The organism is Wenzhouxiangella sp. 15190 (genome assembly GCF_003417465.1).
GTDB lineage: Bacteria > Pseudomonadota > Gammaproteobacteria > Xanthomonadales > Wenzhouxiangellaceae > Wenzhouxiangella.
This window is the reverse complement of sequence record NZ_QVMV01000020.1, coordinates 66,003-92,653: the sequence shown is the minus strand read 5'-3', so window position 1 is coordinate 92,653 and position 26,651 is coordinate 66,003. Positions and strand designations below refer to the sequence as shown.

Here is a 26,651-nt window from a genome sequence, read left to right as displayed (position 1 = left end):
ACACTGAGTGTGCGGAGCCCGCAACGACGGGCTCCGCATCCTGGCACGGCACGTGCAACAAGGACGGCGATCCTTCACTTACACATTCGAAGAGGTAGCAAGCCGATATGGCCGCTGAAGACATCATCAAGAGAATCGCCGACGAGGAAATCCAGTTCGTCGACCTGCGCTTTTCCGACACCCTGGGCAAGGAGCAGCACGTCACACTGCCGGCTCACACCATCGACGAGGAATTCTTCGAGGAAGGCAAAATGTTCGACGGCTCGTCGATCGTCGGCTGGAAGGGCATCAGCGAATCCGACATGGTGCTGATGCCGGATACGGAGACCGCCTACGTCGATCCGTTCTCGGAGTTCGCCACACTCAACCTCACCTGCGACATCCTCGAACCGGACACCATGCAGGGCTACAGCCGCTGCCCGCGTTCCCTGGCCAAACGCGCCGAGGCCTTCCTGCAGTCCAGCGGACTGGCCGACGAGGCCTATTTCGGCCCCGAGCCCGAGTTTTTCGTGTTCGACGATGTACGCTGGAAGAACGATATCTCCGGCTGCTCGTTTGAAATCGATTCCGAGGAAGCCGCCTGGAACACCAACAAGACCTACGAGGACGGCAACTACGGGCATCGACCGCGCGTCAAGGGCGGTTACTTTCCGGTACCGCCCGTCGATGGCCTTGCGGACCTGCGCAGCCTGATGTGCGCAACGCTGGAAGCCATCGGAATCCCGGTCGAGGTCCATCACCACGAAGTCGGCACTGCCGGCCAGTGCGAGATCGGTACACGCTTCAACACCCTGGTGCGTAAGGCCGATGAAATGTTGATGCTCAAGTACGTGGTGCATAACGTGGCACACCGCCAGGGCCAGACGGCTACGTTCATGCCCAAGCCTCTCGTGGGCGACAACGGTTCGGGCATGCACGTCCACCAGAGCTTCTCCAAGGGCGGCAAGAACATGTTCGCCGGCGACGGCTACGGCGGCCTGAGCGAGACCGCCCTGCACTACATCGGCGGCATCTTCAAGCATGCCCGCGCCATCAACGCATTTGCCAACTCCACTACCAACAGCTACAAGCGCCTGGTGCCGGGCTTCGAGGCACCGGTTCTGCTGGCCTACTCGGCGCGCAACCGCTCGGCCTCCTGCCGGGTGCCCTGGGTGGGTTCCGACAAGGCCCGCCGCATCGAGATCCGCTTCGGCGACGCCGCCGGCAACCCGTACCTGACCTTCGCCGCCATGCTGATGGCCGGCCTGGACGGGGTGATCAACAAGATCGATCCCGGCGCGCCGATGGACAAGGATCTCTACGATCTGCCGCCGGAAGAAGAACGCGACATCCCTCGCGTGTGTCACGCCCTCGACCAGGCACTGGACGCGCTCGACAAGGATCGCGATTTCCTCAAGGCCGGCGACGTGTTCACCGACGACCTCATCGACGGCTACATCAAGCTCAAGATGGACGAAGTCACGCGCTTCCGGATGTCGACGCACCCGGTCGAATTCGATATGTATTATTCGAGTTGATGGGCACGAACTCCGTCATCGATGGGGGTCGCCGTCCGGCGTCCCCGACGGCTAGAATATCGACAGACTGGTCAATTGAGGTGTACATCATGAACAAGCTGCCGATCATCCTCGCCGCGTTGCTGGCAACGCTGGCCTTCACGACCAACGCCCAGGATGTTTATCGGGTCGTCGACGAAGACGGCAACGTGACCTATACCGACCAGAAGCCCGATGACAACGCCGAGCCGATGGAGTTGCCGGAACTCAATGTGCTCGAGGGCGATGCCGAATCCCTGCCCGGAACCGATAGCGACGATCCCGTGGCGCAGGGCGAAGCACAGCCCATGAATTTCCGTATCGAGCAGCCGGCCGACGACGCCGAGATTACGCCCGAAGGTCAAAGCATCAACGTAGTCATGGGAATCGACATCGAGGTGCCACCCACCGCCCAGATCACCCTCGTCCTCGACGGCGAGGAACTGACCCCGGTGCGGACGCTCGAGACCGATATCCCGGCACCGCAGCCCGGCGAGCACCGCCTGTTCGCCCGTCTCGAAACGCCATCCGGGCGCGTTCTGGGCACCACCGATCCGGTCACGTTCACCACGGTGGCCCCCGCCGGCGACTGAATGCAACACTTAATGACACCGTCATTGATCCTGCCACATTCAGCTTATCTCTCTCGGCGTTCGTCCAAAGCGTCGGTGCGCCAGCACAGGCAACGAGGGAGTGCGGTTTCGCGCAGCAAAGGAGCGCTCCTGAGGCGCCGTTGTGCGCGTAGCCGGACTCCTGAATGAGGCAGGATTAATGACGGTGTTAGTAGACCCGGACGAACTGGCTACCGGTCTGGTTCGGGTCGCCGCCGATGGGCGAATCGAGTGGTTCAACCGCTCGGCCAACGCCCTGCTGGCACCACCGGGCGCCAGCCTGAAGCAGCACAGCATCCAGCAGTTCTCTTCGGCCCTGGGCGAGTGGGTGCGCCAGGTCTGCACGCAGGGACGCTCGCTACACGCGCCCGAAGCCCTGCTCGAGGACGGCACGACCGTCGTCGACGCCTACCTGCACCCGGTGGAGCATTCCATCCTGATCGAACTGCACCCGATCGCCGAGCGCGTGCGCCAGCGAGAGATGGCCGAGCGGGCCGATCGCCAGCAGGCGCTGTCGCTGATGACCCGCCGCCTGGCGCACGAGCTGCGCAATCCACTCGCCGGTGTCCGCGGTGCGGCCCAGTTGATTGCCGCGCGCGGCAATGACGAAGCCAGCGGCCGGCATGCGGCCATGATCCAGCGAGAGGTCGATCGCATCACCGCCCTGATCGAGCGCTTCGCAGGCAACGGGGAACGACATGCCTCGCCGATCAATCTCCACCGCGTGCTTGGCGAGGCCGCCGAACTGGTTGCCGCCGAGCAACACGGCAGCCTGCGCATCGAACGCGATTTCGACCCCAGCATCCCCGAACTGAGCGCCGACGAGGGCCAATTGCACCAGCTGTTTCTCAACCTCCTTCGCAACAGCGCCCAGGCCGGCGCTGGCGTCGTTCGACTGACCACCCGCATCGAGCACAACTCGCCCCTGCTCGACCGCCCGGGCGGGTACGCCGTGCGTATCGACCTCGACGACGACGGCTCCGGCGTGCCCGGGACGCTGCGCGAGAAGCTGTTCCTGCCGCTGGTCTCCGGCCGCGACCAGGGCTCGGGCTTCGGCCTGGCCATCGCCCAGCAGATCGCCCGCAGCCACGGCGGCCTGGTCGAATACCGGCCGCTCGAACACGGCAGCCGCTTCCGGGTCCGCCTGCCGCTCGAGCCGGACGCCAACCCGTCCGACCAGGAAGACCGCGATGACTGAGCGAATCTGGATCATCGACGACGACCCCGCCATCCGCTACGTGCTGGCGGAATATTTCGACAGCCAGAACATGCAGGCCCGCAGTTTCGCCGATGGCGCCAGCCTGACTGCCGCACTCGACGAAGACGCGCCCGACCTGGTCATGGCCGATGTGCGTCTGGACGGTGAAAGCGGCCTGGATGTCATGCAGCGCCTGCGCGAGCGCCACCCCGATTTGCCGGTCATCGTCATGACCGCCTATTCCGACCTGGACTCGGCCGTGCGCGCCTTTCGCGGCGGCGCCTTCGAGTTCCTGGCCAAGCCCTTCGATCTCGACGAGGTCGGACGGCTGGTCTCCAAGGCACTCAGGCGCGCGCCGGAACCTCGGGAGACCTCGGCCGGCGACACCGAGTTGATCGGGTCCTCACCGGCCTTCCAGCACCTGGTGCGCATGATCGGCCGCCTTTCGGCCAGCGATGTGCCGGTGCTGATCACCGGCGAGACCGGCACGGGCAAGGAGCTGGTCGCCCGCGCGCTTCACCGTCATTCTCCGCGCGCCGAGCGGTCGTTCGTGGCGATCAATACCGCCGCCATTCCCGAGGATCTGCTGGAATCCGAACTCTTCGGCCACGAGAAGGGCGCCTTCACCGGCGCGGAAGGCCGTCGACCGGGCCGATTCGAGCAGGCCGAGGGCGGCACGCTGTTTCTCGACGAGATCGGCGACATGCCGCTGAAGCTGCAGACGCGCCTGCTGCGCGTGCTGGCCGAGGGCGAGTACTACCGCCTGGGCGGCCACGACCTGATTCGCGCCGATGTGCGCGTGATTACCGCCACGCACCGCGACCTGTCCGAACTGGTGCGAAAAGGGCGCTTTCGCGCCGATCTCTACCATCGATTGAAGGTCATCGAATTGAAGGTGCCGTCGTTGCGCGAACGCCGCGAGGACATACCCGCGCTGGCGAGTCATTTCCTGCAGGAGGCGGCAGCCGAGTTCAACCTGCCCGAGCGCAGCGCCGACCAGGCACTGATCCGGCACCTGGCCGCCCTGCCCTGGCCGGGCAACGTGCGCGAGTTGCGCCATCTCTGCCAGTCCCTGGCAGCCCTCGCCCCGGGCGAGGTCATCGGCACCGACGACCTGCCCGAGGAATACCGCCACGTCCAGTGCGGGACGGACACCGAATCGCCCGGCTGGACCCGGCAGATGGAGATGGCGTTACGCCAGCGCCTGGCCGGCGAGGAAAACGACCTTCACGGGCAATTCCAGGCGCAGTTCGAAGCCAGCCTCGCTCACACCGCCGTCGCCGCCTGCGACGGCAACCAGTCCGAGGCCGCCCGCCGTTTGGGCATCAGTCGGAATACGCTGGCGAGGATGTTGAAAGAAGTGTGAAGTTTTAAGTGTGAAGTGTTCAGTGTGAAGTGTTAAGAATCAATGAGATGGCTGTGCGCTAACACCTAACACGGAACATCTAACACGCCCACCGCAAGCCGCAAAATAGAAAACATGGCCCCCGGGGCCTAACGCCCGCCACTTCACACTTCACACTGAACACTTCACACTTATTCAATTCACCTCGATCCAGAACGTCACCGGCCCGTCGTTGACCAGCGCCACCTGCATGTCGGCGCCAAAGCGGCCGAACGCGCTGTTCGGCCAATCGCGTTTCACCTGTTCGGCGAGCGCCTCGAACAGCGCCTCACCCTCGGAGGGCGGCGCGGCGGGTGTGAAGCTGGGGCGGTTACCCGAATTCGTATCAGCCGCCAGGGTGAACTGCGGCACAACCAGCAGGCCGCCGCCGGCATCGCGCAGGCTGACGTTCATCCGCCCCTTGTCGTCGGCGAAGACACGGTAGTTGAGCAGGCGTTCGATAAAGCGCGGAATCCGTTCGGCCCGATCACCCTGGCGAAAACCGGCCAGGACCAGCAGGCCGGGGCCAATTCGGCCCACGGTCTCGCCATCGATCCTCACGGAGGCCTCGCTGACGCGTTGGAGCAAGCCGATCATCTCTCTGCAAGGTCTTTCGGAGGAATCACCCGCAATAGGATGACAGATCGCTGGTGACGGCTCGTTCCTCCGATTCACTCTGGAGCCATATTCCCTGGCTACGGCCATCCACCTCGGAAACCGTGCAGCGATACGTCACCTCCAGCATCTGACCACAGCTCGCATCGGTGGCGCGGGCCGTCCACTCGGCACCCGGACGCAGGCCGGAGCAGGTCGTTTCCGCAATCGCATCGGGGTTATCCGCAACACGGTTACGTTCAAGCTGAGAGGCGACTTGATCCACGAGATCCTTGAGTCCCGCAGGATTCGTTTGGGCCGTCTCGGAGAAGTTGTAAGGTATGTCGATAACAGCCGACGTGCTGTTCGCCTGCATCTCCTCGCGAGTCTGACCGACCGGCAAGCCTCGCATGGCGTCACCTTCCACCAACATCCGCCCGTCTTCGATCAGCGTCAGCTTGAAGTCGACCGCCAGCCCGCGGTGATGAGGTTGACCGATCGCAACCATGGCCCGAACGAGTTCAATCGGCTCCAGATGGCCCGCAAAACCACCGGGCCAGCCGGCGCCTGTCTGAGCCGTCGCCGGAGAACAGAAAAAGACGCCCGCCCACAGGGCCGCACACATCAAAATGGTCTTCATCAACAAACTCCTCTACCGTATCCCCTTGCGCTCCTCTTAGAATAGACTGCAGGATCGAAGCGGCGCAACAAGGACAATCCGCACCCGGCAAACACCGTGCGACTACGCCGATGCATCCCACAGAACTCGCCGTATGACCCGATTCTTCGCCATCGCCCTGCTTCGTTTGCTGTCCTGGATGCCGCTGCGCTTTCTGCATGCGCTGGCGGTGCCCTTGGCCTGGGGCATGCACTTCATGCCTTGGCGCGGTCACGCCGTCATCCGCAAAAACCTCGAGCTGTGCTTTCCCGAGTTCGACGAGGCCGAACGCGAGCCTATCTACCGCCACCACCTGGTCGAAACACTCCGGTTGGTCCTGGAGTCGGGCGCGATCTCCTACTGGTCGGCCGAACGGCTGAAGCGGCACGTGCCGACCGTCGAAGGCTGGGAGACGACGCGCGAACTCATCGACAGCGAGCGCGGCGTCATCATCGTCGGTGCGCACTTCGGCAACTGGGAAGTCCTGCCGCTGTGGCTCTCCATCCACCGCCCGCTCACGGCGCTTTACAAATCGCCGAAACGGCCCGAACTCGAGCGCCTGATCACCACCACCCGCAGCCGCTTCGGCAGCCGCATGATCCCCAGCGGCTCACCGTCGATGCGAAAGATGCTGGCCGCTCTGCGTGACGGCGAGATGATCGGCATCCTGGCGGACCAGCAACCCAAACAGGGCGAAGGCGTGTTCGTCGATTTCTTCGGCCGGCCGGCGCTGACCATGACGCTGGTCAATCGCCTCGCGCGCCGCACCGGCGCGGCCGTGGTTTTCATCAGCGCCGAACGCCTGCCGAAGGGACAAGGCTGGGCATTGCGACTGAATCCCGCTGACGAGCGCATCGCCGACGATGACCCGAAGACCGCCCTGGGCGTCATGCACCGCTGGCTGGAACACGAAATCCGCCGCAATCCCGCACAGTATCTCTGGAGCTACAAGCGCTTCAGCCTGCAGCCCGACGGGCAACCTTCGCCGTATCCGAAACGGAACGAGCGCTGAAAAGACGCCGCCTCAGTCGAGCCGTTTGAGGAAGACGGTCATGACCTTCTCGGCCTGCTTGTCACCGTTGTCGCGGGCGACCTCCAGACCCTTTTCCCAGGCGCCCCGCGCCGCCTCGTGGCGGCCCGATTCATTGAACGCCTTGCCCAGTTCCTGCCAGGCCGTGGTCTGTTCCGGCTGGTGGCCAGTGGCCATCTCCAGGTGTTCGATGGCCAACGCCAGGTCGCCTTCCTTCAGCCGCGCCTGTCCGGCCGCCAGGCGGGACTCGTATGTATCGCGGCCCTGGTCGATGAGTTTTTCGATTGCTTGTGGATCCATGGAGATAGTGTGAAGTATTAAGTGTGAAGTGTTAAGTGTTAAGAATCAATGAGATGGCTTTACGCTAAGACCTAACACGTAACACCTAACACGAACCACGCCACCCGCAAGCCGCAAAATACAAAACATGAACCACCAGTCTAACGCCCGCCACTTCACACTTCACACTGAACACTTCACACTCAATTCAGTGCTTCCAGTAGGCCGGCGTCAACAACACCAGGATGGTGAAGATCTCCAGCCGGCCGAGCAGCATGGCGAAGCTCATCAGCCACTTGGTGGCGTCGGCCAGGCCGCCGTAATTGGATCCAGCCTGGCCCAGCGCCGGACCGAGGTTGTTCATCGATGAAAAGACCACGGAAACGGCTGTGACCAGGTCCCGCTCGATGCCGGAGACGACCAGGGTCAACACCACCACGCACAGAATGTAGAGCGACACGAAGCCCCACACGGCGTTGGCTACTTCCTGATTCAGTGTGCGGCCGCCGAGCTTGAGCGGCACGACCGCGCGCGGGTGGACCAGTCGTTTGAGCTCACGGACGCCCTGCTTGGTCAGCAAATATACACGGATGATCTTGAAGCCACCCGTGGTCGCCCCGGCACAGCCGCCGAAGGCACTGATCAGCAACAGCAACAGCGGCAGCGTGCCTGGCCAGGTATAGACCTCGGCAGTGGCGAAGCCGGTGGTGGTCATATAGGAGACAGACTGAAAGACCGCGTGGCGCAGTGAATCCCAGAAACTCGCATACACATCCTGCTGCCACAACAGCAGCGTGGCCACTACCGAGATCATCAACAGCAGCAACACGAACAGCTTCAGTTCCGGATCGCGAAGATAGACCTGGGCCGTGGCACGACGCAGGGCCAGATAATGCAGGCCGAAGTTGAGGCTGGCAACGAAAATGAAGAAGACCACCAGCCAATCGATCAACGCACTGTCGAAATGACCGATCGAAGCATCGTGGGTCGAGAAACCGGCCGTGGCAATGGTTGAGAAACTGTGCCCGACAGCGTCGAACAGCGACATGCCCGCCGCCCAGTAGGCCGCCGCGCACAGAACGGTCAGGCCGATGTAGATCAACCACAGCGCCTTGGCCGTCTCGGCAATGCGGGGCGTAAGCCGGCTCTCCTTGACCGGCCCGGTGACCTCGGCCTTGTAAACCTGCATGCCGCCGATACGCAGCATGGGCAGGATGGCCACGGCCAGCACGATGATGCCCAGCCCGCCCATCCACTGCAATTGCTGGCGGTACCACAGAATCGATGTAGGCATCTCATCCAGCCCCGTGAAGACGGTCGCGCCCGTGGTGGTGATACCGGAGGTGGATTCGAACACCGCGTCGGCAACGGAAGCATCGATCGCCAGCACGAACGGAACGGCGCCCGCCAGGCACACTGCTCCCCAGCAGGCCACGACGACCAGGAATCCGTCGCGAATACGCAGATCACGGCGAGATTGCCGGACGGGCAAGTACAGGGCCACGCCGACGGCGGCAACGATGAAGAGGCTGATCGAAAATGCCGACAGCGTCCCGTCATCGGAGAACAATGCAAACAGCATCGGCGGCAGAAAGCCGAGGCTGAGAAAGATCAGGAGAACCCCGACGATGCGCTGGACCGGTGCGTAGGCGCTGACCTTCATTGTCTCTCGCTAGACGAACATGGCTTCGACGGCGAACAGCCGCTCGACGCGCCGGATGGATCGCTGATCGGCCACGAACAGGATGACGTGATCGTCGGTCTCGATGACCACATCATGGTGGGCGATGATCACCTGGTCGCCACGGATGATGCCGCCGATGGTCGTCGCCGGGGGCAGGTCGATTTCCTCGATGCGCTTGCCCACGACCTTCGACTGCGCCGGCGTTCCGTGGGCGACGGCCTCGATGGCCTCGGCCGCGCCCCGCCGGAGCGAGTGCACGCGAACCATGTGCCCCTTGCGGATATGCGTGAGCAGCGCACCGATGGTGACCTGCTGCGGACTGACGGCCACGTCGATGCGGTCGGACTCGACCAGGTCGACATAAGCCGGCCGGTTGATCAGGGTAATGACCTTGTCGGCGCCCATGCGCTTGGCCAGCATGGACGAAAGAATGTTGGCCTCGTCGTCGTTGGTCAGGGCGCAGTAGACGTCGGTCTCGTCGATGCCCTCCTCGTGCAACAGGTCCTCGTCGGCGCAATCGCCGACCAGCACGATGGCGGTGTCGAGATCCTCGGCGATCCGTTCGGCCCGGACCGGATCGCGCTCGATCAGCTTGACGTGATGGCTGCGTTCGAGCCGGCGCGCCAGGCTGGCGCCGATGTTCCCGCCGCCGGCAAGCAGGATGCGGTGCCCCGGTTCGGTCATTCGCCGCAGTTCGCGCATCACCACCGGAATGTCGTCGCGGGCGGCCAGGAAGAAAACCGTGTCGTCGACCTCGATGACGGTATCGCCCTCGGGGATGATCGGTTCGTCGTTGCGGAATATCGCGGCCACCCGCGCGTCGACATCGCTGGGCAGCTTTTGGCGAAGCGCGCGCAATTCGTGACCGACCAGCGGCCCGTCGTGGAAGGCACGGGTGCCGACGAGCTGGGCGCGACCATCGGCAAAATCGAGCACCTGCAGGGCGCCCGGGTACTCGATCAATCGCTGGATATGATCCGTAACCAGGCCCTCGGGACTGATGAGCACGTCGATGGGCGTGCTCTCCCGCTTGAACAGTTCCGGATGCGCCAGGTAGTCGGCGGCCCGCACCCGGGCCACCTTGGTCGGCGTATTGAACAGCGAGTAGGCAACCTGGCAGGCGACCATGTTGGTCTCGTCGGAGTTGGTCAGGGCGATCAGCAGGTCGGCATCCTCGATACCCGCGCGAATCAGCGTCTCCGGATGGGATGCGTGGCCGAGCACGGTACGGATGTCGAGCTTTTCCTGCAGCTCGCGCAATCGCTCGCTGTCCATGTCGACCACGGTGATGTCGAAGTTCTCGGCCGACAGGCTGCGCGCCATGCCGGTTCCAACCTGCCCAGCGCCGAGAATGATGATCTGCATGGCTCGCCTCGTTCTAGAACTGTTTGGGATCGATACCCAGTTGCTTGAGCTTGCGGTAGAGGTGGGTGCGTTCCATCTCGACGCTTTCGGCCAACTTGCCCACGCTGCCCTCCACCGACTGCAGTTTGAACGTCAGGTACTGGCGTTCGAATTCCTCGCGCGCCTCTCGCAACGGCAGGTTGAACAACGCCGGTGTCTTGCGGTCACCGACCGTCTCGCCGGTATCGGACTGGGCCATGGCCTCCTCGACCTCGGCCACCGTCACCTCTTCGCCCCCGCCCAGGATGAGCAGGCGCTGCACCAGGTTACGCAGTTCGCGCAGGTTGCCGGGCCAGTGGTACTGGCGCAGCCGATTCTGGACCGCCACCGGGAAATGCCGGTAGGGCGTGCCATCGCGACCGGGGTAGAACTCCGCGTAGAAACGGATCAGGTCGGGCACGTCTTCCTGGCGCTCGCGCAGGGGCGGAATCTCCAGCGGCAGTACGTTGAGCTGGTAGAACAGGGACTCGTCGAAGCGACCCTCGCGCACGAGTTTTTCCAACGGCTGGCCGGTACCAGCAATCACACGCAGGTCGAGTTCGCTGCTGTCGGCCTGGTCGGGGTCGACACGACCCGACTCGAGCACCTTCAGCAAGACCGTCTGCGCACCGCGGTCGAGGCGCGAGACATCGTCGATGAACAGCACGCCGCCCTGCGCTTCCGAAAGCAGGCCCTCGCCGCTTCGCTCGCCCATCAGCAGGGTCCTGAACGAAGCGCCGTCGAGGCGCGTGGCCGCGCTGACGAAAGGCCCTTCGCTGCGCGCCGAATGGGCGTGAATCCAGCGCGCGGCTTCCTGCTTGCCCACGCCGGGCTCTCCGGCGATCAGCACCGGCGCGTCGTGCTGGGCCACACGCTCGAGACGCTGGCGCAATTGCTGCACGACCGCCGAGCGGCCCAGCGGTTCGAGCACCGTCGGCTGGCTTCGCTTGAGACCCTCGTTTTCGCGCTTGAGCCGACCGGCCTCGAGCGCGTTTTCGATGGTGACCATCAGCCGCGCCATCGAAACCGGTTTTTCGACGAAATCGAAGGCCCCCAGGCGCGTGGCCTCCACGGCCGTTTCCACCGAACCATGGCCGGAAATCATGACCACCGGGCATCTCAGTACACCGGCGTCGCGCCACTCGCGCAACAGGCTGATGCCGTCGGTGTCGGGCATCCACACATCGAGCAGGATCAGGTCGGGAGCCGACTCGCGCAGGCGCGCGCGCGCTTCGGCGGCATTGCCGGCAAGTTCGGTCTCGTGGCCCTCGTCGCGGAGGATCTCGCCGATCATCTCGCGGATATCGGGCTCATCGTCGACGATCAGGATGCGTGCGCTGCTCATTGCTTCATTTTCGCACCGATTCGGGACCGAGAGGATACCCCACAGGGAGTCGGGTCAACCGGCCGGGAGCCAGATTCGCACCTCGGCGCCCCTGTGTTGTTCGACATTGTCCACGGAAATGACGCCGCCGTGATCCTCCACGATGCGCCTCACGATCGCCAGGCCCAGGCCCGAGCCGCGTGGCTTGGTGGTGACATACGGCTCGAAAATGCGCGAGAGAACTTCCTCGGAGAACCCCGGCCCGTCGTCACGAAGGACCACCTCGACACCTTGCTGGCCATTCCGGATCAAGCCCTCCAGCGCGATCCGGATCCGGGGCTGACCGTCGGGATGGGCCTCCTGCGCGTTTCTCACCAGGTTGATCAGCAACTGGCGGAACTGGCCGGGATCGGCCGTCAATGTCAGCGGCTCCTCGGGCGAAATCAGTTCGAACTGAATCGGGACGTCACCGCTGGCATACAGGTCAACGACCTCCTTGACGATCCGGAGCGGGTCGACCTGCTCGAGCTTGAGCCGGGCCGGACGGGCATAGTCGCCGAAGTTGTCCACCAGTCGGCGCAAGGCGTCGACCTGCGTGCGGATGGTCTGGGTGGCGCGCGAGAGCAGCTGGCGCTGCTCGTCTTCCAGCACCGGCTCGAGTTTCCAGGCCAGGCGCTCGGCTGCCAGCTGAATGGGCGTTAGCGGATTCTTGACCTCGTGTGCCAGGCGCCGGGCAACCTCCGCCCAGGCGGCTTCGCGCTGCGCCTGGTCGAGCACGGTGACGTCGTCGAAAACCACCACATGCCCACCGGTCTCGGCCGGCAGGTCGGATCCGCGACAGACGAGCACCAGCGGCTGCTCGGCCGAGCCCAGCTTGATTTCCTGGCGCCAGTCCGCGCCGGGCGCGGCGTGCCGGTCGACGATCAGATCGACCAGCGGGGCCAGATGCGGGTGGCGCTCGGCGAGTTCGGACAGAGTGAGCCGGCTGTCGATTTCGGGATCGAGCCCGAGAATACGCGAGGCCGAATCATTGAAAGCACTGATCCGGTCATCTTCGTCGATGGCCAGCACACCGGCCGAAAGCCGTCCCAGCACGATTTCGAGATAGCGCCGCTGGGCCTCGAGCTGCTGGCGGCTGCTGGCCAGCTCGTGCGTCATGGTGTTGAACGATTGCACGAGGAAACCCAGCTCGTCGCGCGTGGTGACCTCGAGATCGCCTGGAAAGCGGCCGGCGGCCAGCTCTTCGGTGGCCTGGGCGAGCTCGCGAATCGGCTGGGTGAGTCTGCGGGCGGCATTGAAGGCCAGCAGCATGGCCAGCAGGACGGTCAGCAGGAGGACCAGTGAAAGAATCAGGATCAGGCTCTGCTGCAGCCTCGCACGCAGGTAGGCGACGTTCTGGTAACGGTGATAGGCGCTCTCGATTCGCCCGGCGAGTTCACTGAATTCCTCGGGAAGCGGATAGATTGCCTGCAACAGGAGCGTATCGCCTCCGAGTGTGCGGTTGCCCAGGCTGTGCAGCACCCGGATGCGGATACCGTCCTCGGCCGGCTCGGCAGCAGCGTACTCTTCATCCTCGAGCGCCTGGCTGAGTGCGAAATCCCCGGGTCGCTCGGACAGGATCCTTCCCGGATCGATACTGGCGCTGACGGTCGATGAGCCCGAGGCGTCGACCACCGACAGGTCGGTGGGGCCGGCACTGGAGACATGGCGCAGGAGCTGGCGGAACATCCGGTCTTCGTCGCCGGTATCGAGCTGCTCGGCCAGGCGGCCGATCTCGTCGCGCACGTCCCGGGTACGCAGGTCCAGAAACAATTGCCCCAACTCGATCGAATCGGCCAGGGCCTGCTCGGCGCGGGTATCCATCCAGCCGTCGATCGTGTCGCTGAGAAACTGGATGGCAAACAGGTAGAGAATGACGACGGGGAGCAGGGTCAGTGCGACGAAAACCGCCACCAGACGGGCGGTGAGGCGCGCACCGGGCGCTTCGGCCCTGAGCCGGCCGAACAGTCGCACGGCCCGGCCGACGATCACACCGAGCAGCACCAGCACCGCCACACCGGTCAGGGCAAAGATCCACTGGGCCAGCCTGCCCAGCTGCGTGGCTTCCTGCTCGACCGTCGAGACCAGGTACAGCGCCGAAAGCAGCAGCACCAGGACGGCGGCAATGGGAATCGCACGCAGGATGCGCAATCGACCGCGCCTACCGATCATTCGCTTCCCCCACGGCATGGTCGGATGGATCATCGGGCGGCGTCAGCCGCAGCCAGTCGCTGTCGAGATGCCATTGTGCTTCGAACCAGGTCGGCAGGCGCATCGGCGAGGGCAGACGCGTACGGTCGAGCCGGATGCGGGCACGCACCAGCGACGCCGTCTCGTCCGGTGCCAGCGGGATGCTCCAGGAGCGCGGCTCACGCAGTGCCTGGATGAGCATGTTCAGCCTCGGGTATGTCGCACGCGTGGCATTGTGCAGGTCATCGAGCTGGTAGTGCCGACTCAGGGGCAGGTAGCTGATGCGGAATCGGTGGCGACGCCGTTCGTCCAGGCCCGGGAGCCAGATTTCGCCCGATGAAGCGCGCAGCGCGACCAGGAAAGTGATGCTCACGCCCCGCTCGAGCGCTTCGAGCATGGCCGGACTGGGATCGAGATCGACACCGGCGACGACCTCCAGCCCCTCCTCGGTCCGAATCAGCCGCGGCTCGATGAAGTCGACATGCCAGTCAGTCTCCTCCTCGCTGCGGCAGCCTGCGAGCGGCAAAGTAATAAAAACCATCGCAGCCATGCTCGCCAGGCAGAATCTGGCGGCCCGGCCGGGCGGGCCAACCGGGCTTGTCGTCGTTGTCGATCTCGCGGGCATCAGCATGGCGCTCCAGAAAGGCGCGGGCCTGTTCGTCGTTTTCGACCCTCAGGATCGAACAGGTCGCGTAGACAAGGATACCGTCCGGCTCGAGCAGCGGCCACAGGGCATCGAGGATGGCACGCTGGGTTTCGGCCAACCGGTCGATATCCTCGCTGCGGCGCAGCCAGCGGATGTCGGGATGGCGCCGTATGACGCCGGTGCCCGAGCAGGGTGCATCGACCAGGATGCGATCGAAGCGCCGCCCGTCCCACCAGTCCTCCGGCCGCGCGGCGTCGCCTTCGACCAGGCGGGCCTGCAGCCCGAGCCGCTCGAGGCCGCTGCCGACGCGGGCCAGGCGTTCGCCATCGATGTCCAGCGCGGTCAGTTCGACATCGGCCCGTTCGAGAATGTGCGCCGTCTTGCCGCCCGGCGCGGCACAGGCATCGAGTACCCGCTGTCCATCGCTCAAGTCGAGATCGTCGGCCACCCGTTGCGCCGCACCGTCCTGGATGGACACCAGCCCGTCTTCGAATCCCGGCAGATGACTGATCGCCATGCGTTCGGCCAATACCAAGGCGTCGTGAAAGCCGTCGGGGCTGTCTGCCTCGATCCCCTCGCGGACCAGCCTGTCACGGTAATCGTCGCGAGCAATGCGGCGCCGGTTGACGCGCAGCCACAGCGGCGGCGGCGCATTGCCGGCGGTCAGGATATCCGGCGCCCCGGCGCCATGGTCGTGCTCGATCACGCGCACCAGCCAGCCGGGATAGCCGAAACGAACAACGGGCGTGTCGGGCAGTTCGGCCAGCAGGGCGTCACGCCGTCGGCCGAAGTTCCTGAGCACGCCGTTGACCAGCCCGGTCAGGCGCTGCCCGCGCAAGGTCCGGGCCGCCGCCACGGCCGCATGCACCACGGCATGGTCGGGCTCGCGCCCATCGCGCAACTCGTGCAGGGCCACGGCGAGCAGAAAGTGCAGGCTGCGATTGCGGCCCTTCAGGGGCTTTTCCACGAGTTGCCCGATCAACCAGTCAAGCGCCGGCCAGTCGCGCAGCACGCCGTGGCTCAGGCGCCGGGCGAGTGCACGATCGCGCGCGTCACTCAGCGGCTCGAGCAGGCTGGTCAGGGCCGTGTCGAGCGCACGGCCGCCGTCGAGCACGGCCATGACCGCCTGCGCGGCCACCTGTCGGGACTCCGAGCCGTCGTGTTTCATGGGGCCACCGCTCGTTTACCCGATCATTGCTTGCCGCGCCGCGCGTTGAACCAGTCGCGTGCGCTCACCGGTTTGCGCCCCGGACCCTGGAGCTCGAGAATCTCGAGCACGCCTTCACCACAACCCACCGCCACCACGTCGGGGCCGCGATTCGTCACCAGTTCGCCGGGTTCGGCCCGCCCCGCTCCGGCACGGGCACGGTGAATGCGCCAGGTCTCGCCCTCGATTTCGCCGAAGGCCACCGGCCAGGGATGGTAGGCACGGACCATCCTGGACAGTTCATCGGCCGGGCGCGACCAGTCCAGGCGGGCATCGTTCTTGTCGATCAAGGGGGCGTACGTGGCCAGGGCCTCGTCCTGTGCGCTCGCCGCCGGGAGCGTGCCGCGGTCGAGCCGAACCAGGGCATCGACGAGCACCTCGCCGGCCAGATCGGCCAGGCGGTCGTGCAGCTCGCCGGCCGTCTCTTCGGCACCGATCGGCGTGGAACGCTGCAGGATGACCGGTCCGGTATCGAGACCGGCGGCCATCTGCATCAGGGAAATCCCGGTCTCGGCATCGCCTGCCAGGATGGCCTGGTTGATGGGGCTGGCGCCGCGCCAGCGCGGCAGCAGGGAGGCGTGCAGGTTCCAGCAGCCCAGCGCCGGCATGTCGAGAACGGCGCGCGGCAGGATCAGGCCATAAGCGGCGGTAACGAGCAGGTCGGGCCGGCAATCCGCCAGGGCGGCCCGGGCATCAGGATGCTTGAGTGAGGCCGGCTGCAGCACGTCGATACCGGCATCCACGGCCAAACGCTTGACCGGGCCGAAGCGTCGCTTGCGACCACGGCCCACGCCCCGGTCGGGCTGGGTCAGGACCGCCACCGGACGCCAGACCGCGCTGTCGATCAGCGCCCGCAACGCCGGCACCGCAAAATCCGGCGTGCCGGCAAAAACGACTCTCATATACGCACGCTGGTGCAATCTGCGGGCTACGCCGTGACTTTTTCGCGGCTGCTTTGCTGCTTGCGCAGCTTCTTGCCGATCATGCGGCGCTTGAGCGGCGAGAGGTAATCGATGAACATCTTGCCGTCGAGATGATCGATCTCATGCTGGATGCACACCGCCAGCAGACCGTCGGCGTCCACCTCGTAGGGCTTTCCGTCGATGTCGAGCGCTCGCACGCTCACGTTCTCCGGCCGCGTCACTTCGGCGTAGAAACCGGGTACGGACAGGCAGCCTTCCTCGCAGGACTGACTGCCGCTGCGATCGGTGATCTCGGGATTGATGAACACCTGCGGTTCGTCACGGTCCTCGCTGAGGTCCATCACGACCACGCGGATGTCTTCGTCGACCTGGGTCGCCGCCAGGCCGATACCACGCGCGTCATACATGGTTTCGAGCATGTCTTCGGCCAGCTTGCGCTCGCGTTCGCCGACGGATTCAACCGGCCGGGCGACGCGTCGCAGGCGGGGATCGGGGTATTCGAGAATCTTGAGTTTTGACATGAGAATTTAAGAAAACCACTTAAGGGTGCGTTTTGCAATGATAATGTTTATGATAGTCTGCGAAAAATCAAGCCTGTGGGCATTGCTGGAGGGAGTCGCTCCGTGAAACGCTTAATATTTCTGACCGTCATTATACTGGCGGCGTTCACTGTACAGGCTCAGGACGTGGAACTGCGCGAGGATCATCCTCGCGAGTATGTCGTAAAGGAGGGGGACACGCTCTGGGACATCGCTGGTCGTTTCCTGACCCGGCCGTGGCAATGGCCGGCCATTTGGGACGCCAATCCGCAAGTCGAGAATCCGCACCTGATCTATCCCGGTGACGTCATTTCGCTGTCGTTCGTCGACGGCGAACCGCGCCTGACGGTCGATGACTCGGTGCGACGCCTGTCGCCCGAAATCCGGCGCGAGCCGGTCGAGGGGCCGATCTCCACCATTCCGCTCGACGCGATCGAAACGTTCCTGCGCAACCCCAGGATCGTCTCGGCCGAGGCCTACGAACAATTGCCCTACGTCATCGCCAACAACGAACAGCGCGTGCTGTCCGGACCGGGCGACCATACCTACGTGCGGGGGCTCGACGACGTCGCGGTGGGCGAGGAAGTCATGCTGGCGCGCGTCAGCCATCAATTCGAGGACCGTAGCGCCAATCCGAACAACGACAAGGATCTCCGGGTCAACCGCATCCAGTCGCGCGGTGGTGCGGTCCGCTCTGACATGCGCCCGATGAGTTCTTTCTGGCGAGGGACCATCGGCCAGATCGATCGTTTCAACTACCCGATCATCGGCTACGAGCTCTGGGAAACGGCGCGCGCCCGTGTCGTGAAGACCGGCGACCCGACCACCCTCGAAATTCTCTCCGGTCGCAAGGCAACGATGGCGGGCGATCGGGTACTGCCGATCGACAATCACGTCTACGACGCCACTTTCCATCCGCGGGCCATGGATTCGATCCCGGACGACGGGCGGGTGATCGCGATCGCCAACAACCGCTACGGCGCCGGGCACTACCAGATCGTGGCCATCAACAAGGGCACGGCTGACGGTGTCCAGTCCGGCCACATGTTCTCGGCCTTCCGCCCGGGTGAACGAATCCGGGACGAAAGAAACTACCCGCTGATGAGTCGGGCGGCCTTCCGCGAGCCGGAAAAGCGCTACGTCGACCTGCCCGACGAGTTCGCGGGCCGGATCATGGTCTTCCGCCCCTTCGAGCGGGTCAGTTATGCCATCGTGCTCGAGGGTAGCGCCAACACGATCAAGGTCGACGACATCCTCGCACACCCCGACCGGAAACTCTGATCCAGAGGCCGTGCCCGCACCGGAGCATGCCCGGGACTGGCTGAGCCTCGTCCTCGTCGACGGGCTCGGGCCGAAACGTTTCGCCGCGCTGGAAGAACGCTTCGCCAGCCCGATCGACTGGCATGATGCCAGTGACCAGGCATTGCGCGAGGCCGGATTGTCCGGCAAGTATATCGAGCAACTCCGTCGCCCCGACGAGGACAAACTGGAGCACTGCCTCGACTGGCTTTCCGGCGATCGGCGGTGGCTGGTCACCCGCGACGACCCGCTCTATCCCCCCCTGCTCAAACGCATTCCCGACGCGCCCATCGCCCTGTTCGTCGCCGGTGACGCCAACGCCCTGGTCACCCCCCAGATCGCCATCGTCGGCAGCCGCAACGCCAGTTCGGGCGGCCTTCGGCATGCCCGCTCCTTTGCCGCCACCCTGGCGAGGACCGGCTTCACGATCACCAGCGGGCTGGCCGAGGGCGTCGACGGGATGGCACACGCCGGCTGCCTGGATGCCGGGGGTGCGACGATTGCCGTGGCGGGCACCGGGCTCGACCAGGTCTATCCGGCCCGGCACCGCGACCTGGCGCGCCGGATCGCCGAATCCGGAGCCCTGGTCAGCCAGTTTCCGCCGGGCATCGGCCCGCTGAAAGGCAACTTTCCGGCGCGCAACCGCATCATTTCCGGCATGAGCCTGGGTGTACTGGTGGTCGAAGCCAGCCTCAAGAGCGGATCACTGATCACCGCCCGACTGGCCAATGAGCAGGGACGCGAGGTTTTCGCCATCCCCGGCTCGGTCCACAACCCGCTCTCGCGCGGCTGTCACCGGCTGATTCGAGACGGGGCGCGGCTGGTCGAGACCGCCGACGAGGTCGCCGGGGACCTGGCCCCCTTGGCGCGGGAACTGGCCGAGGAGATCGAGCATCTGCTGGCGCCACAGCCGGCCGATGTGCGCGTTGGCCTTGAGGAATCGTCCAAGCCACCGCATATGAAGGATGATCCCGAATACGAGCGACTGCTCGAAGCCGTCGGATTCGACCCCACCCCGGTTGACGAAATCATCGAGCGCTCACAGTTGACGCCCGCGGCGGTATCCTCGATGCTGCTGATGCTGGAACTGGACGGTCAAGTCAGCGCACACGCCGGCGGCCGCTACAGTCGCAATGCCTGAGGAAGGAAGTGAATGAAGGAAAACGTGCTCGACCTGCTGATGTATCTCTTCGAGAATTACATCTATGATGAACCGGAGGAGGAGCCCGACCGCGATTCCCTGAGCGAAAGTCTCGAGGAAGCCGGCTTTTCGGGCGCAGAGATCGATCGCGCTTTCGCGTGGCTCGACGGACTGGCCGAGCAGCGCAGGCTGCCCGAACTGGGCGGACACGAGAGCAACCCCATCCGGGTCTTCACCGAGGACGAGAGCCGGCGCCTGGACGTCAACGCCCGCGGATTCATCCTGTACCTGGAAAATGTCGGCGTACTCGACCCGCTTCGTCGCGAAATGGTCATCGACCGCTTGTCCGCGCTGGAAACCGACGACATCAACCTCGAGGATGTCAAATGGGTCATCCTGATGGTGCTGTTCAACCAGCCGGGCCAGGAAGCCAACTACGCCTGGATGGAAGAAATGATGTTCGACGAGGAGGGAGAGTATCGGCACTGAGGTCGGGCACCTTGCCGTGCCGGGGCCATGGCTGGATTTGCCGCCCTCGCCGAGTTGAGGAGAGAATAGACACGAGAAAATAGTAAATAGAAAATAGAAAATAGATTTGCTTCGAAGAGCCAATTGACGCCGGGAAGTGACTTGGCACCTTTCAGCGCAATAGGCGACTTCCCGGGAATAACCATCAGGCCTCCCGAAAGCCACCCTCTATTAACTATTTTCTATTTTCTATTTTCTTCCCAAGGGGCAAGGGCCCTCCACTGATTTCGCCGCTGGCCCGTAACCGGCACTAGCGCAAACAGAAAGAACCACATGTCAAAAAATCTGCTGATTGTCGAATCGCCCGCCAAGGCGACCACCATCAACAAGTACCTGGGGCCCGATTTCCAGGTACTGGCTTCCTATGGTCACGTGCGCGACCTGGTGCCCAAGGAGGGCGCGGTCGATCCCGAAAACGGGTTCGCCATGCGCTATGACATCATCGAGCGCAACAAAAAGCACGTCGACAAGATCGTCGCGGCCGCGAAGAAGGCCGATGCGGTCTATCTCGCGACCGACCTCGACCGAGAAGGTGAAGCGATCTCCTGGCATATTGCCGAGATCCTCAAGCAACGCGGCGTCAATTCCGGCAAACCGGTCAAAAGGGTCGTGTTCTCCGAAATCACCGAGCGCGCCATCAAGAAGGCGCTGGAAGAGCCGCGCGACCTGGCCGAATCCCTGGTCGACGCCCAGCAGGCGCGACGCGCGCTCGACTACCTGGTCGGCTTCAATCTCTCGCCGCTGTTGTGGAAGAAGGTGCGCCGCGGGCTGTCTGCCGGCCGCGTCCAGTCGCCGGCGCTGCGCATGATCGTCGAACGCGAAGAAGAGATCGAGAAGTTCGACCCGCAGGAATACTGGACCATCGAGGCCGACCTCGGTGAGAACGAGGACGAAGCATTCAACGCCAACCTGGTCAAGCTCGACGGCAAGAAGCTCGAACAGTTCGACATTACCGACCAGGAACAGGCCGGCAAGCTCAAGACGCAGGTCGAGTCGGCCGCCGACGGCCGCTTCAAGGTCGCCCGCGTCAAGAAGAGCCAGCGCCGGCGCCGACCGCAGCCGCCCTTCATCACCTCGACGCTGCAGCAGGAAGCCGCGCGCCGACTGCGCTTCACGACCCAGCGCACCATGCGCATTGCCCAGCAGCTCTACGAGGGGGTCGACACCGGCAGCGGCAGCCAGGGCCTGATTACCTACATGCGAACCGACTCCGTTTCGCTCGCCGGCGAGGCGATCAACGAGATTCGAAAGACCATCGCCTCGGAATTCGGCGAAAAGCTGGCGCCTGAGAAACCCAATTTCTACCAGTCGAAGTCCAAGAACGCGCAGGAGGCCCACGAGGCCATCCGGCCGACATCGGCGACGCTGACCCCGATCAAGTTGAGAAACTACCTCAGCGATGACCAGTACCGACTCTACGAGCTGATCTGGAACCGTGCCGTAGCCAGCCAGATGATTCCGGCCGTCTACGATACGGTCAGCGCCGAGTTAGACGTCGGCGACACCACCTTCCGCGCCTCAGGCTCGACCCTGATCGAACCGGGCTTTTTGAAGGTCTACGGCGACTCGCGTACGGAGGCCGACACGCGCCTGCCCGAGATCAACGAGGGCGACGAGATCCCGCTTATCCGGGTTCGGACCGAACAGCATTTCACCGAGCCGCCGCCGCGCTTTTCCGAAGCCAGCCTGGTCAAGACGCTGGAGGAATACGGCATCGGCCGACCTTCGACCTATGCCTCGATCATCCAGACCCTGAAGGATCGCGAGTATGTCGAGCTCGAAAACCGGCGCTTCACGCCGACGTCCACCGGTCGGGTAGTAGCCAAGTTCCTGTCGCAACACTTCGACCGCTACGTCGACTACGACTTCACCGCCCGGCTCGAGGATGAACTCGACGCCATCTCGCGCGGCGAGCACGACTGGGTGCCGCTGCTGGAAGAGTTCTGGCAGCCGTTCATCGATCGCGTCAAGGAAAAGGACGAGACCGTCAGCCGCAAGGAAGCCCAGCAGGCGCGGGAACTCGGCACCGACCCCAAGACCGGCAAGCCGGTCATCGTGCGTCTGGGCCGCTACGGACCCTTCGCCCAGATCGGCAGCGCCGAGGACGATGAAAAGCCGCAATTCGCCGGCCTGCGCCCGGGCCAGAAGATGGACACCATCACGCTCGAGGAAGCGCTGGAGCTGTTCAAGCTGCCGCGCCACCTGGGCGAGACGCCCGAGGGCGAACCGGTGCAGGCCAATATCGGCCGCTTCGGCCCCTATATTCGCTATGGCCAGCGCAACTTCGTCTCGCTCAAGGAACACGACCCGCACGAAGTGACGCTCGACCAGGCCTTGGAACTCGTTGCCGAACACAAGCAGCGGATGAAGGAACGCATCATCCAGGAATTCAGCGACGAGGGCATCCAGGTGCTCAAGGGCCGCTACGGTCCGTTCGTGACCGACGGCAAGCGCAATGCCAGCGTACCCAAGGACCAGGAGCCGGAGAAACTGACCCTCGAGGAATGCCAGAAGATGCTGGCCGAGGCGCCTCCCAAGGGCAGCCGCGGCAAGTTCGGCAAGAAGGGCAAGAAGAAGGCCGGCGGCAAGAAGTCGGCGGCCAAGAAGACCGGCAAGAAGAAAGCGACAAAGAAAAAGTCTTCGAAAAAGAAGAAGAAGACCGCAAAGAAGAAGGCGTCGGCGTAGGTCGCGGTTACATCCGCGACGGACAACAGACCGGCCCTGTTCGCACACAACTACGCGTGATCAACACCCGGAATGACCTACAACGAATCCAACGTCGGCGCGGTCAAGAATTATCTCCTCGACCTCCAGGAACGCCTGTGCGACGCCTTCGAGGCCAGCGATGGACAGGCCCGGTTCCACGAGGATGCCTGGGATCGACCCGAAGGCGGTGGCGGCCGCACGCGGGTGATCCAGGACGGCGCGGTATTCGAAAAGGGCGGCGTCAACTTTTCGCATGTCCATGGCACCGAACTGCCGGCGGCAGCCAGCGCACGCCGTCCCGAGCTGGCCGGTCGCAGCTTCCAGGCGCTGGGCGTGTCGGTGGTCATGCACCCGGTCAACCCCTACGTCCCGACCAGTCACGCCAACGTGCGCTTTTTCATTGCCGAGAAAGACAACGAGCCGCCGGTTTGGTGGTTCGGCGGCGGCTTCGATCTCACGCCCTACTACCCATTCGACGAGGACTGCCGCTTCTGGCATCGAACGGCGCATGAACTTTGCGCACCCTTTGGCGAGAACGTCTATGCCGAACACAAGCGCTGGTGCGACGAATACTTCCATCTCAAGCACCGTGACGAAACACGCGGCATCGGCGGGCTGTTCTTCGACGACCTCAACGACTGGGACTTCGACACCTGCTTCGCCTACATGCGCGCCGTCGGTGACGGCTACCTGGCCGGTTATCGGCCGATCGTGGAAAAGCGCAAGCACCTTGATTACGGACAGCGCGAGATCGACTTCCAGCGCTACCGCCGCGGCCGCTACGTCGAGTTCAACCTGGTCTACGATCGCGGCACCCTCTTCGGCCTGCAGTCCGGCGGGCGCACCGAGTCGATCCTGATGAGCCTGCCCGCCGTCGCCCACTGGCGCTACGACTGGCAACCGGAACCTGGGTCACCGGAAGCTGATTTGAATGATTACCTCAAACCCCGAAAGTGGCTATGAAGGTCTTTGCACGTGCCGCCCTGGCATTTCTCCCGATTCTCATGCTTGCATCCGTGCCTTCGCATGCGAGCGAACAACCCACCACCGCACCCACGTCAATAGGCGACCTGCCATCGCACGGCGTGATCGTCTTCGGCGAGCTGCACGGCACCAGGGAAATCCCCGCTTTCTTCAGCGAGCAGGTCGAAACCTTGCTGGAGACGGGGCACGGTGTCCATGTCGGACTGGAAATGAGCGCTTCCGAACAGGACGATCTTCTGGCCGCCATGACGCTGCCTGAAGCAGCCCAGCACAGAGCACTCCTGAAGCTTGATCAGTGGCGAAACGGCAAGGACGGTCGCAACTCGGTGGCCATGGCAAAGATGCTGAGACACCTGGGCCACCTTGGTGCCCGTTTTCAGGGTCGCCTGTCGGTATTCAGCTACGACATACCTTCCGACTGGCGGGGCGAAAGCAACGACCGGGATCGGTTCATGGCCGACACCATTGGCCGGAAGCGAGATCGCGCTCCCGATGACGAGTACCTGCTCGTGCTCGCCGGCAATGCGCATGCTTTCGGCGTTCCGGGAGCCCCCTGGGATCCAGATTTTCGCTCGATGACCGTGCAACTCAAGGAAAGCTATCCAGTTGTCTCCCTGCGAAACCTTCAGTCCGGTGGCGAAGCCTGGATCTGCACGCCCGAATGCGGCGCAAAGACGATCCAGGGACTGGGCGAGTCGCGATCCCGGGGAATCTTTCTGGAACCGTTCGCCATGGACTGGTCGGAAGAGCCGGTTCACGATGGCGTGTATTTCCTGGGTGAACTCTCGGCATCCAAACCGCTGCCGGCGGACGCCGGGCTGGGGGAGAGTCCATCTCTTCGGAATTGAAGTCGGCAGGACGAGAGCTCGTCCATCGAGAATGCGGCGCCGACCTACACATCCGCGGGTTGCTGCCGGGAACACTCTAGTCGGTCATGGCGGCTGACACGATACTTGCTGCCAGGCGTTTGATGCGATCGAAGTCGCCGCCCCGGGATGGCGGGGTCGGGTCGGAGGTGATCACAATGGTGAGAGCCACGTCGGGGATCACGAACAGGGCCTGCCCGCCGTAGCCGCGGCCGTGGTAGGAGCGATCACCGGCGAGCTGCGTGATGAACCAGCCATAGCCGTAGCGATCACCGCTCCAGGGCGAGCGGCCCCTCGGCGTCCACGACGCTTCGATCCACCATTCGGGAATCACGCGCCGGCCGTCGATCACACCCCCCAGGCGATAGAGTTCGCCGAAACGAGCCAACGCCCGTGGGCTCAGCTTCATTTCGTTGCCACCGAAGTGGATGCCTTGCGGGTCCTGCATCCAGTCGGGAACTCGAATATTCAGTGGCTCACCCAGCCAATCGCGCGCCAGCGCCAGAAGTGAACGGCCGCTGGCTTCGACCAGCGCTGCGCCAGCCAGATGGCTCGATCCGGTGGAATAGATCATTCGCCCGCCGGGTGAATCGACCATCGGACGCGTCAGCGCATGCGCGACCCAGTCTTCGCTTTGCACCCAGGCGCCATAATAACGCCCGGAGGTTTTTCGCAGGCCGGTCTGCAGCGAGAGTGCATGGCCAAAGGTGATGTCACGAACCTCCGGTGCTACTTCATCGGGCACCCGTGAACCGAGCAGTTCTACAAGCGGCTGATCGGTGCCGTCGACCAGTCCGCGTTCGATGGCGATGCCGGCCAGTGCCGATAGCACGGTCTTGGACAGGGACTTGATGTTGGCCGGCGTCGACAATCCCGGCCCGGTGCGCACATGTTCGACCACGGCTTCGCCTTCACGCAGCACCAGCAGGCTGTGCAGCCGGGAAATCGAATCCGCACGGTCAACGATGGCCTGCCGCTCGGTCGCCGAAATTTCGCCAGCCTGAACCGAGCCCGCCAGACCCAGCGATAGAATGAAGCAAAGGCCAAGTAATTGCATGGCCGCCTGGTTTCGGTAGCTAGTGAAATATTGCATGGGTACGAGCATGACCACCTCCGGTCAACTTTTTGACAACGTCGACACGAGGGGTTCGGCCGAACGTCTCTCCGAAGGCGCCGTGTTGTTTCACGGACGCATCACCGAGCAGGCCGAAGCCGTCGTCGAGACAATCCGCGAAATCAACCGGCAGGCACCGTTTCGTCACCTGATCACCCCGGGTGGCCACAAGATGTCGGTATCAATGACCTCCTGCGGGGAACTCGGCTGGATGACGGACCGCAAGGGTTATCGCTACACCTCGACCGATCCGCGAAGCGACCAGCCCTGGCCGGCGATGCCCGGGCTTTTCAGCGAATTGGCGCGATCTGCCGCAGAAGACGCCGGCTTCCCGGGCTACGAGCCGGATGCCTGCCTGATCAACCGCTACCGCCCCGGCGCCAAGTTGTCATTGCACCAGGACAAGGATGAGCGGGACTACGCCCATCCGGTGGTGTCTTTTTCACTCGGCCTGCCGGCGACCTTTCTTTGGGGTGGGTTCCGCAGGAAGGACAAGCCCGATCGGCTCCTGCTCGAACACGGCGATGTCCTGGTCTGGGGCGGCCCGGACCGCCTGCGCTACCACGGTATCCTGCCGCTGCCCGAGGGCGAGCACCCGCTATTGGGCGCCCAGCGCATCAACCTGACCTTCCGCAAGGCGGGCTAGGGGTTGGTGAGGATGGTGGGTGGGGGTGGCTTTTTCGGGCAGTGCAGCGAACGCGCTCGTCGAGCCCTTGGTTATCGGGGGCTCTTGGGTGCCGACCACATATCCACATCGCAGCTTTAAGGAAATAGGCTCCGATTGGCCGG

Annotated in this window: 24 protein-coding genes; 12 read left to right on the top strand and 12 right to left on the bottom strand. The window is 64.0% G+C overall.

The annotated features are described in order from the left end of the window. Positions 1-107: 107 nt before the first annotated feature. The 4 genes from glnA (at position 108) to ntrC (ending at position 4,710) form a co-directional block, all read left to right on the top strand. Positions 108-1,517, top strand: coding sequence for a type I glutamate--ammonia ligase (glnA, locus tag DZK26_RS05185; protein WP_116898463.1), 1,410 nt, complete (start codon positions 108-110; stop codon positions 1,515-1,517). Positions 1,518-1,606: 89 nt separating this feature from the next. Further along, the gene (locus DZK26_RS05180) at positions 1,607-2,128 is read left to right on the top strand and encodes a DUF4124 domain-containing protein (RefSeq protein ID WP_181918406.1); all 522 of its coding nucleotides are present in this window, start codon (positions 1,607-1,609) and stop codon (positions 2,126-2,128) included. Positions 2,129-2,306: 178 nt separating this feature from the next. Further along, positions 2,307-3,344 carry a nitrogen regulation protein NR(II) gene (locus tag DZK26_RS05175; RefSeq protein WP_116898465.1) on the top strand — a complete coding sequence of 346 codons (1,038 nt, stop codon included), beginning with the start codon at positions 2,307-2,309 and terminating at the stop codon, positions 3,342-3,344. Then, on the top strand, positions 3,337-4,710 hold the full coding sequence (gene ntrC, locus DZK26_RS05170) for a nitrogen regulation protein NR(I) (RefSeq protein WP_116898466.1): 1,374 nt from the start codon (positions 3,337-3,339) through the stop codon (positions 4,708-4,710). Before DZK26_RS05175 ends, ntrC begins: the two co-directional genes overlap by 8 nt. A 174-nt stretch (positions 4,711-4,884) precedes the next feature. Here the strand turns inward: ntrC and dtd are convergent, their stop codons facing one another. Continuing rightward, complete coding sequence (gene dtd, locus DZK26_RS05165) at positions 4,885-5,325, bottom strand: D-aminoacyl-tRNA deacylase (RefSeq protein WP_116898467.1); 441 nt, start codon at positions 5,323-5,325, stop codon at positions 4,885-4,887. Positions 5,326-5,350: 25 nt separating this feature from the next. Continuing rightward, entirely contained in the window at positions 5,351-5,962 is a 612-nt protein-coding gene (locus tag DZK26_RS05160) for a hypothetical protein (RefSeq protein ID WP_147306668.1), read from the bottom strand. Between the two features lie 133 nt (positions 5,963-6,095). Here DZK26_RS05160 and DZK26_RS05155 point away from each other — a divergent pair, with 133 nt between their 5' ends. After that, entirely contained in the window at positions 6,096-6,992 is an 897-nt protein-coding gene (locus tag DZK26_RS05155; protein ID WP_116898469.1) for a lysophospholipid acyltransferase family protein, read from the top strand. 12 nt (positions 6,993-7,004) lie between these two features. On the opposite strand, the gene DZK26_RS05150 is transcribed toward DZK26_RS05155, so the two are convergent. From DZK26_RS05150 to def, 9 genes are all read right to left on the bottom strand, one after another. Next, the gene (locus tag DZK26_RS05150; RefSeq protein WP_116898470.1) at positions 7,005-7,310 is read right to left on the bottom strand and encodes a tetratricopeptide repeat protein; all 306 of its coding nucleotides are present in this window, start codon (positions 7,308-7,310) and stop codon (positions 7,005-7,007) included. A gap of 187 nt (positions 7,311-7,497) precedes the next feature. Further along, on the bottom strand, positions 7,498-8,952 hold the full coding sequence (locus DZK26_RS05145) for a TrkH family potassium uptake protein (protein WP_116898471.1): 1,455 nt from the start codon (positions 8,950-8,952) through the stop codon (positions 7,498-7,500). 9 nt (positions 8,953-8,961) lie between these two features. Continuing rightward, positions 8,962-10,338, bottom strand: a complete 1,377-nt coding sequence (trkA, locus tag DZK26_RS05140) for a Trk system potassium transporter TrkA (protein ID WP_116898472.1) — start codon at positions 10,336-10,338, stop codon at positions 8,962-8,964. Between the two features lie 13 nt (positions 10,339-10,351). Beyond that, complete coding sequence (locus tag DZK26_RS05135; RefSeq protein WP_116898473.1) at positions 10,352-11,701, bottom strand: sigma-54 dependent transcriptional regulator; 1,350 nt, start codon at positions 11,699-11,701, stop codon at positions 10,352-10,354. A gap of 54 nt (positions 11,702-11,755) precedes the next feature. Further along, on the bottom strand, positions 11,756-13,891 hold the full coding sequence (locus DZK26_RS05130; RefSeq protein ID WP_147306669.1) for an ATP-binding protein: 2,136 nt from the start codon (positions 13,889-13,891) through the stop codon (positions 11,756-11,758). Further along, positions 13,881-14,450, bottom strand: coding sequence for a DUF4390 domain-containing protein (locus DZK26_RS05125; protein WP_181918407.1), 570 nt, complete (start codon positions 14,448-14,450; stop codon positions 13,881-13,883). Before DZK26_RS05125 ends, DZK26_RS05130 begins: the two co-directional genes overlap by 11 nt. Continuing rightward, positions 14,398-15,723, bottom strand: a complete 1,326-nt coding sequence (gene rsmB, locus DZK26_RS05120; protein ID WP_116898476.1) for a 16S rRNA (cytosine(967)-C(5))-methyltransferase RsmB — start codon at positions 15,721-15,723, stop codon at positions 14,398-14,400. The genes DZK26_RS05125 and rsmB overlap by 53 nt, the downstream gene beginning before the upstream one ends. A gap of 23 nt (positions 15,724-15,746) precedes the next feature. Further along, a complete protein-coding gene (gene fmt, locus DZK26_RS05115; RefSeq protein WP_116898477.1) occupies positions 15,747-16,664 on the bottom strand; it encodes a methionyl-tRNA formyltransferase in 918 nt (305 codons plus the stop codon). A gap of 26 nt (positions 16,665-16,690) precedes the next feature. Beyond that, on the bottom strand, positions 16,691-17,206 hold the full coding sequence (gene def / locus DZK26_RS05110) for a peptide deformylase (protein WP_116898478.1): 516 nt from the start codon (positions 17,204-17,206) through the stop codon (positions 16,691-16,693). A gap of 102 nt (positions 17,207-17,308) precedes the next feature. Here def and DZK26_RS05105 point away from each other — a divergent pair, with 102 nt between their 5' ends. From DZK26_RS05105 to DZK26_RS05080, 6 genes are all read left to right on the top strand, one after another. Beyond that, positions 17,309-18,505 (top strand): LysM peptidoglycan-binding domain-containing protein, encoded by a 1,197-nt coding sequence (locus DZK26_RS05105; RefSeq protein WP_181918408.1) that lies wholly within the window; start codon positions 17,309-17,311, stop codon positions 18,503-18,505. Between the two features lie 10 nt (positions 18,506-18,515). Continuing rightward, the gene (gene dprA, locus DZK26_RS05100) at positions 18,516-19,664 is read left to right on the top strand and encodes a DNA-processing protein DprA (RefSeq protein WP_258870876.1); all 1,149 of its coding nucleotides are present in this window, start codon (positions 18,516-18,518) and stop codon (positions 19,662-19,664) included. 12 nt (positions 19,665-19,676) lie between these two features. Continuing rightward, a complete protein-coding gene (locus tag DZK26_RS05095; RefSeq protein ID WP_116898481.1) occupies positions 19,677-20,153 on the top strand; it encodes a DUF494 family protein in 477 nt (158 codons plus the stop codon). A gap of 312 nt (positions 20,154-20,465) precedes the next feature. Next, positions 20,466-22,877 (top strand): DNA topoisomerase I, encoded by a 2,412-nt coding sequence (locus DZK26_RS05090; RefSeq protein ID WP_116898482.1) that lies wholly within the window; start codon positions 20,466-20,468, stop codon positions 22,875-22,877. A gap of 72 nt (positions 22,878-22,949) precedes the next feature. After that, the gene (hemF, locus tag DZK26_RS05085) at positions 22,950-23,861 is read left to right on the top strand and encodes an oxygen-dependent coproporphyrinogen oxidase (protein ID WP_116898483.1); all 912 of its coding nucleotides are present in this window, start codon (positions 22,950-22,952) and stop codon (positions 23,859-23,861) included. After that, positions 23,858-24,730 carry a hypothetical protein gene (locus DZK26_RS05080; protein ID WP_116898484.1) on the top strand — a complete coding sequence of 291 codons (873 nt, stop codon included), beginning with the start codon at positions 23,858-23,860 and terminating at the stop codon, positions 24,728-24,730. Before hemF ends, DZK26_RS05080 begins: the two co-directional genes overlap by 4 nt. A gap of 76 nt (positions 24,731-24,806) precedes the next feature. Here the strand turns inward: DZK26_RS05080 and DZK26_RS05075 are convergent, their stop codons facing one another. Next, positions 24,807-25,841, bottom strand: a complete 1,035-nt coding sequence (locus DZK26_RS05075; protein ID WP_220337176.1) for a serine hydrolase — start codon at positions 25,839-25,841, stop codon at positions 24,807-24,809. Here DZK26_RS05075 and alkB point away from each other — a divergent pair. Continuing rightward, positions 25,840-26,508 carry a DNA oxidative demethylase AlkB gene (alkB, locus tag DZK26_RS05070; protein ID WP_258870877.1) on the top strand — a complete coding sequence of 223 codons (669 nt, stop codon included), beginning with the start codon at positions 25,840-25,842 and terminating at the stop codon, positions 26,506-26,508. The genes DZK26_RS05075 and alkB overlap by 2 nt on opposite strands. Positions 26,509-26,651: the final 143 nt, after the last annotated feature.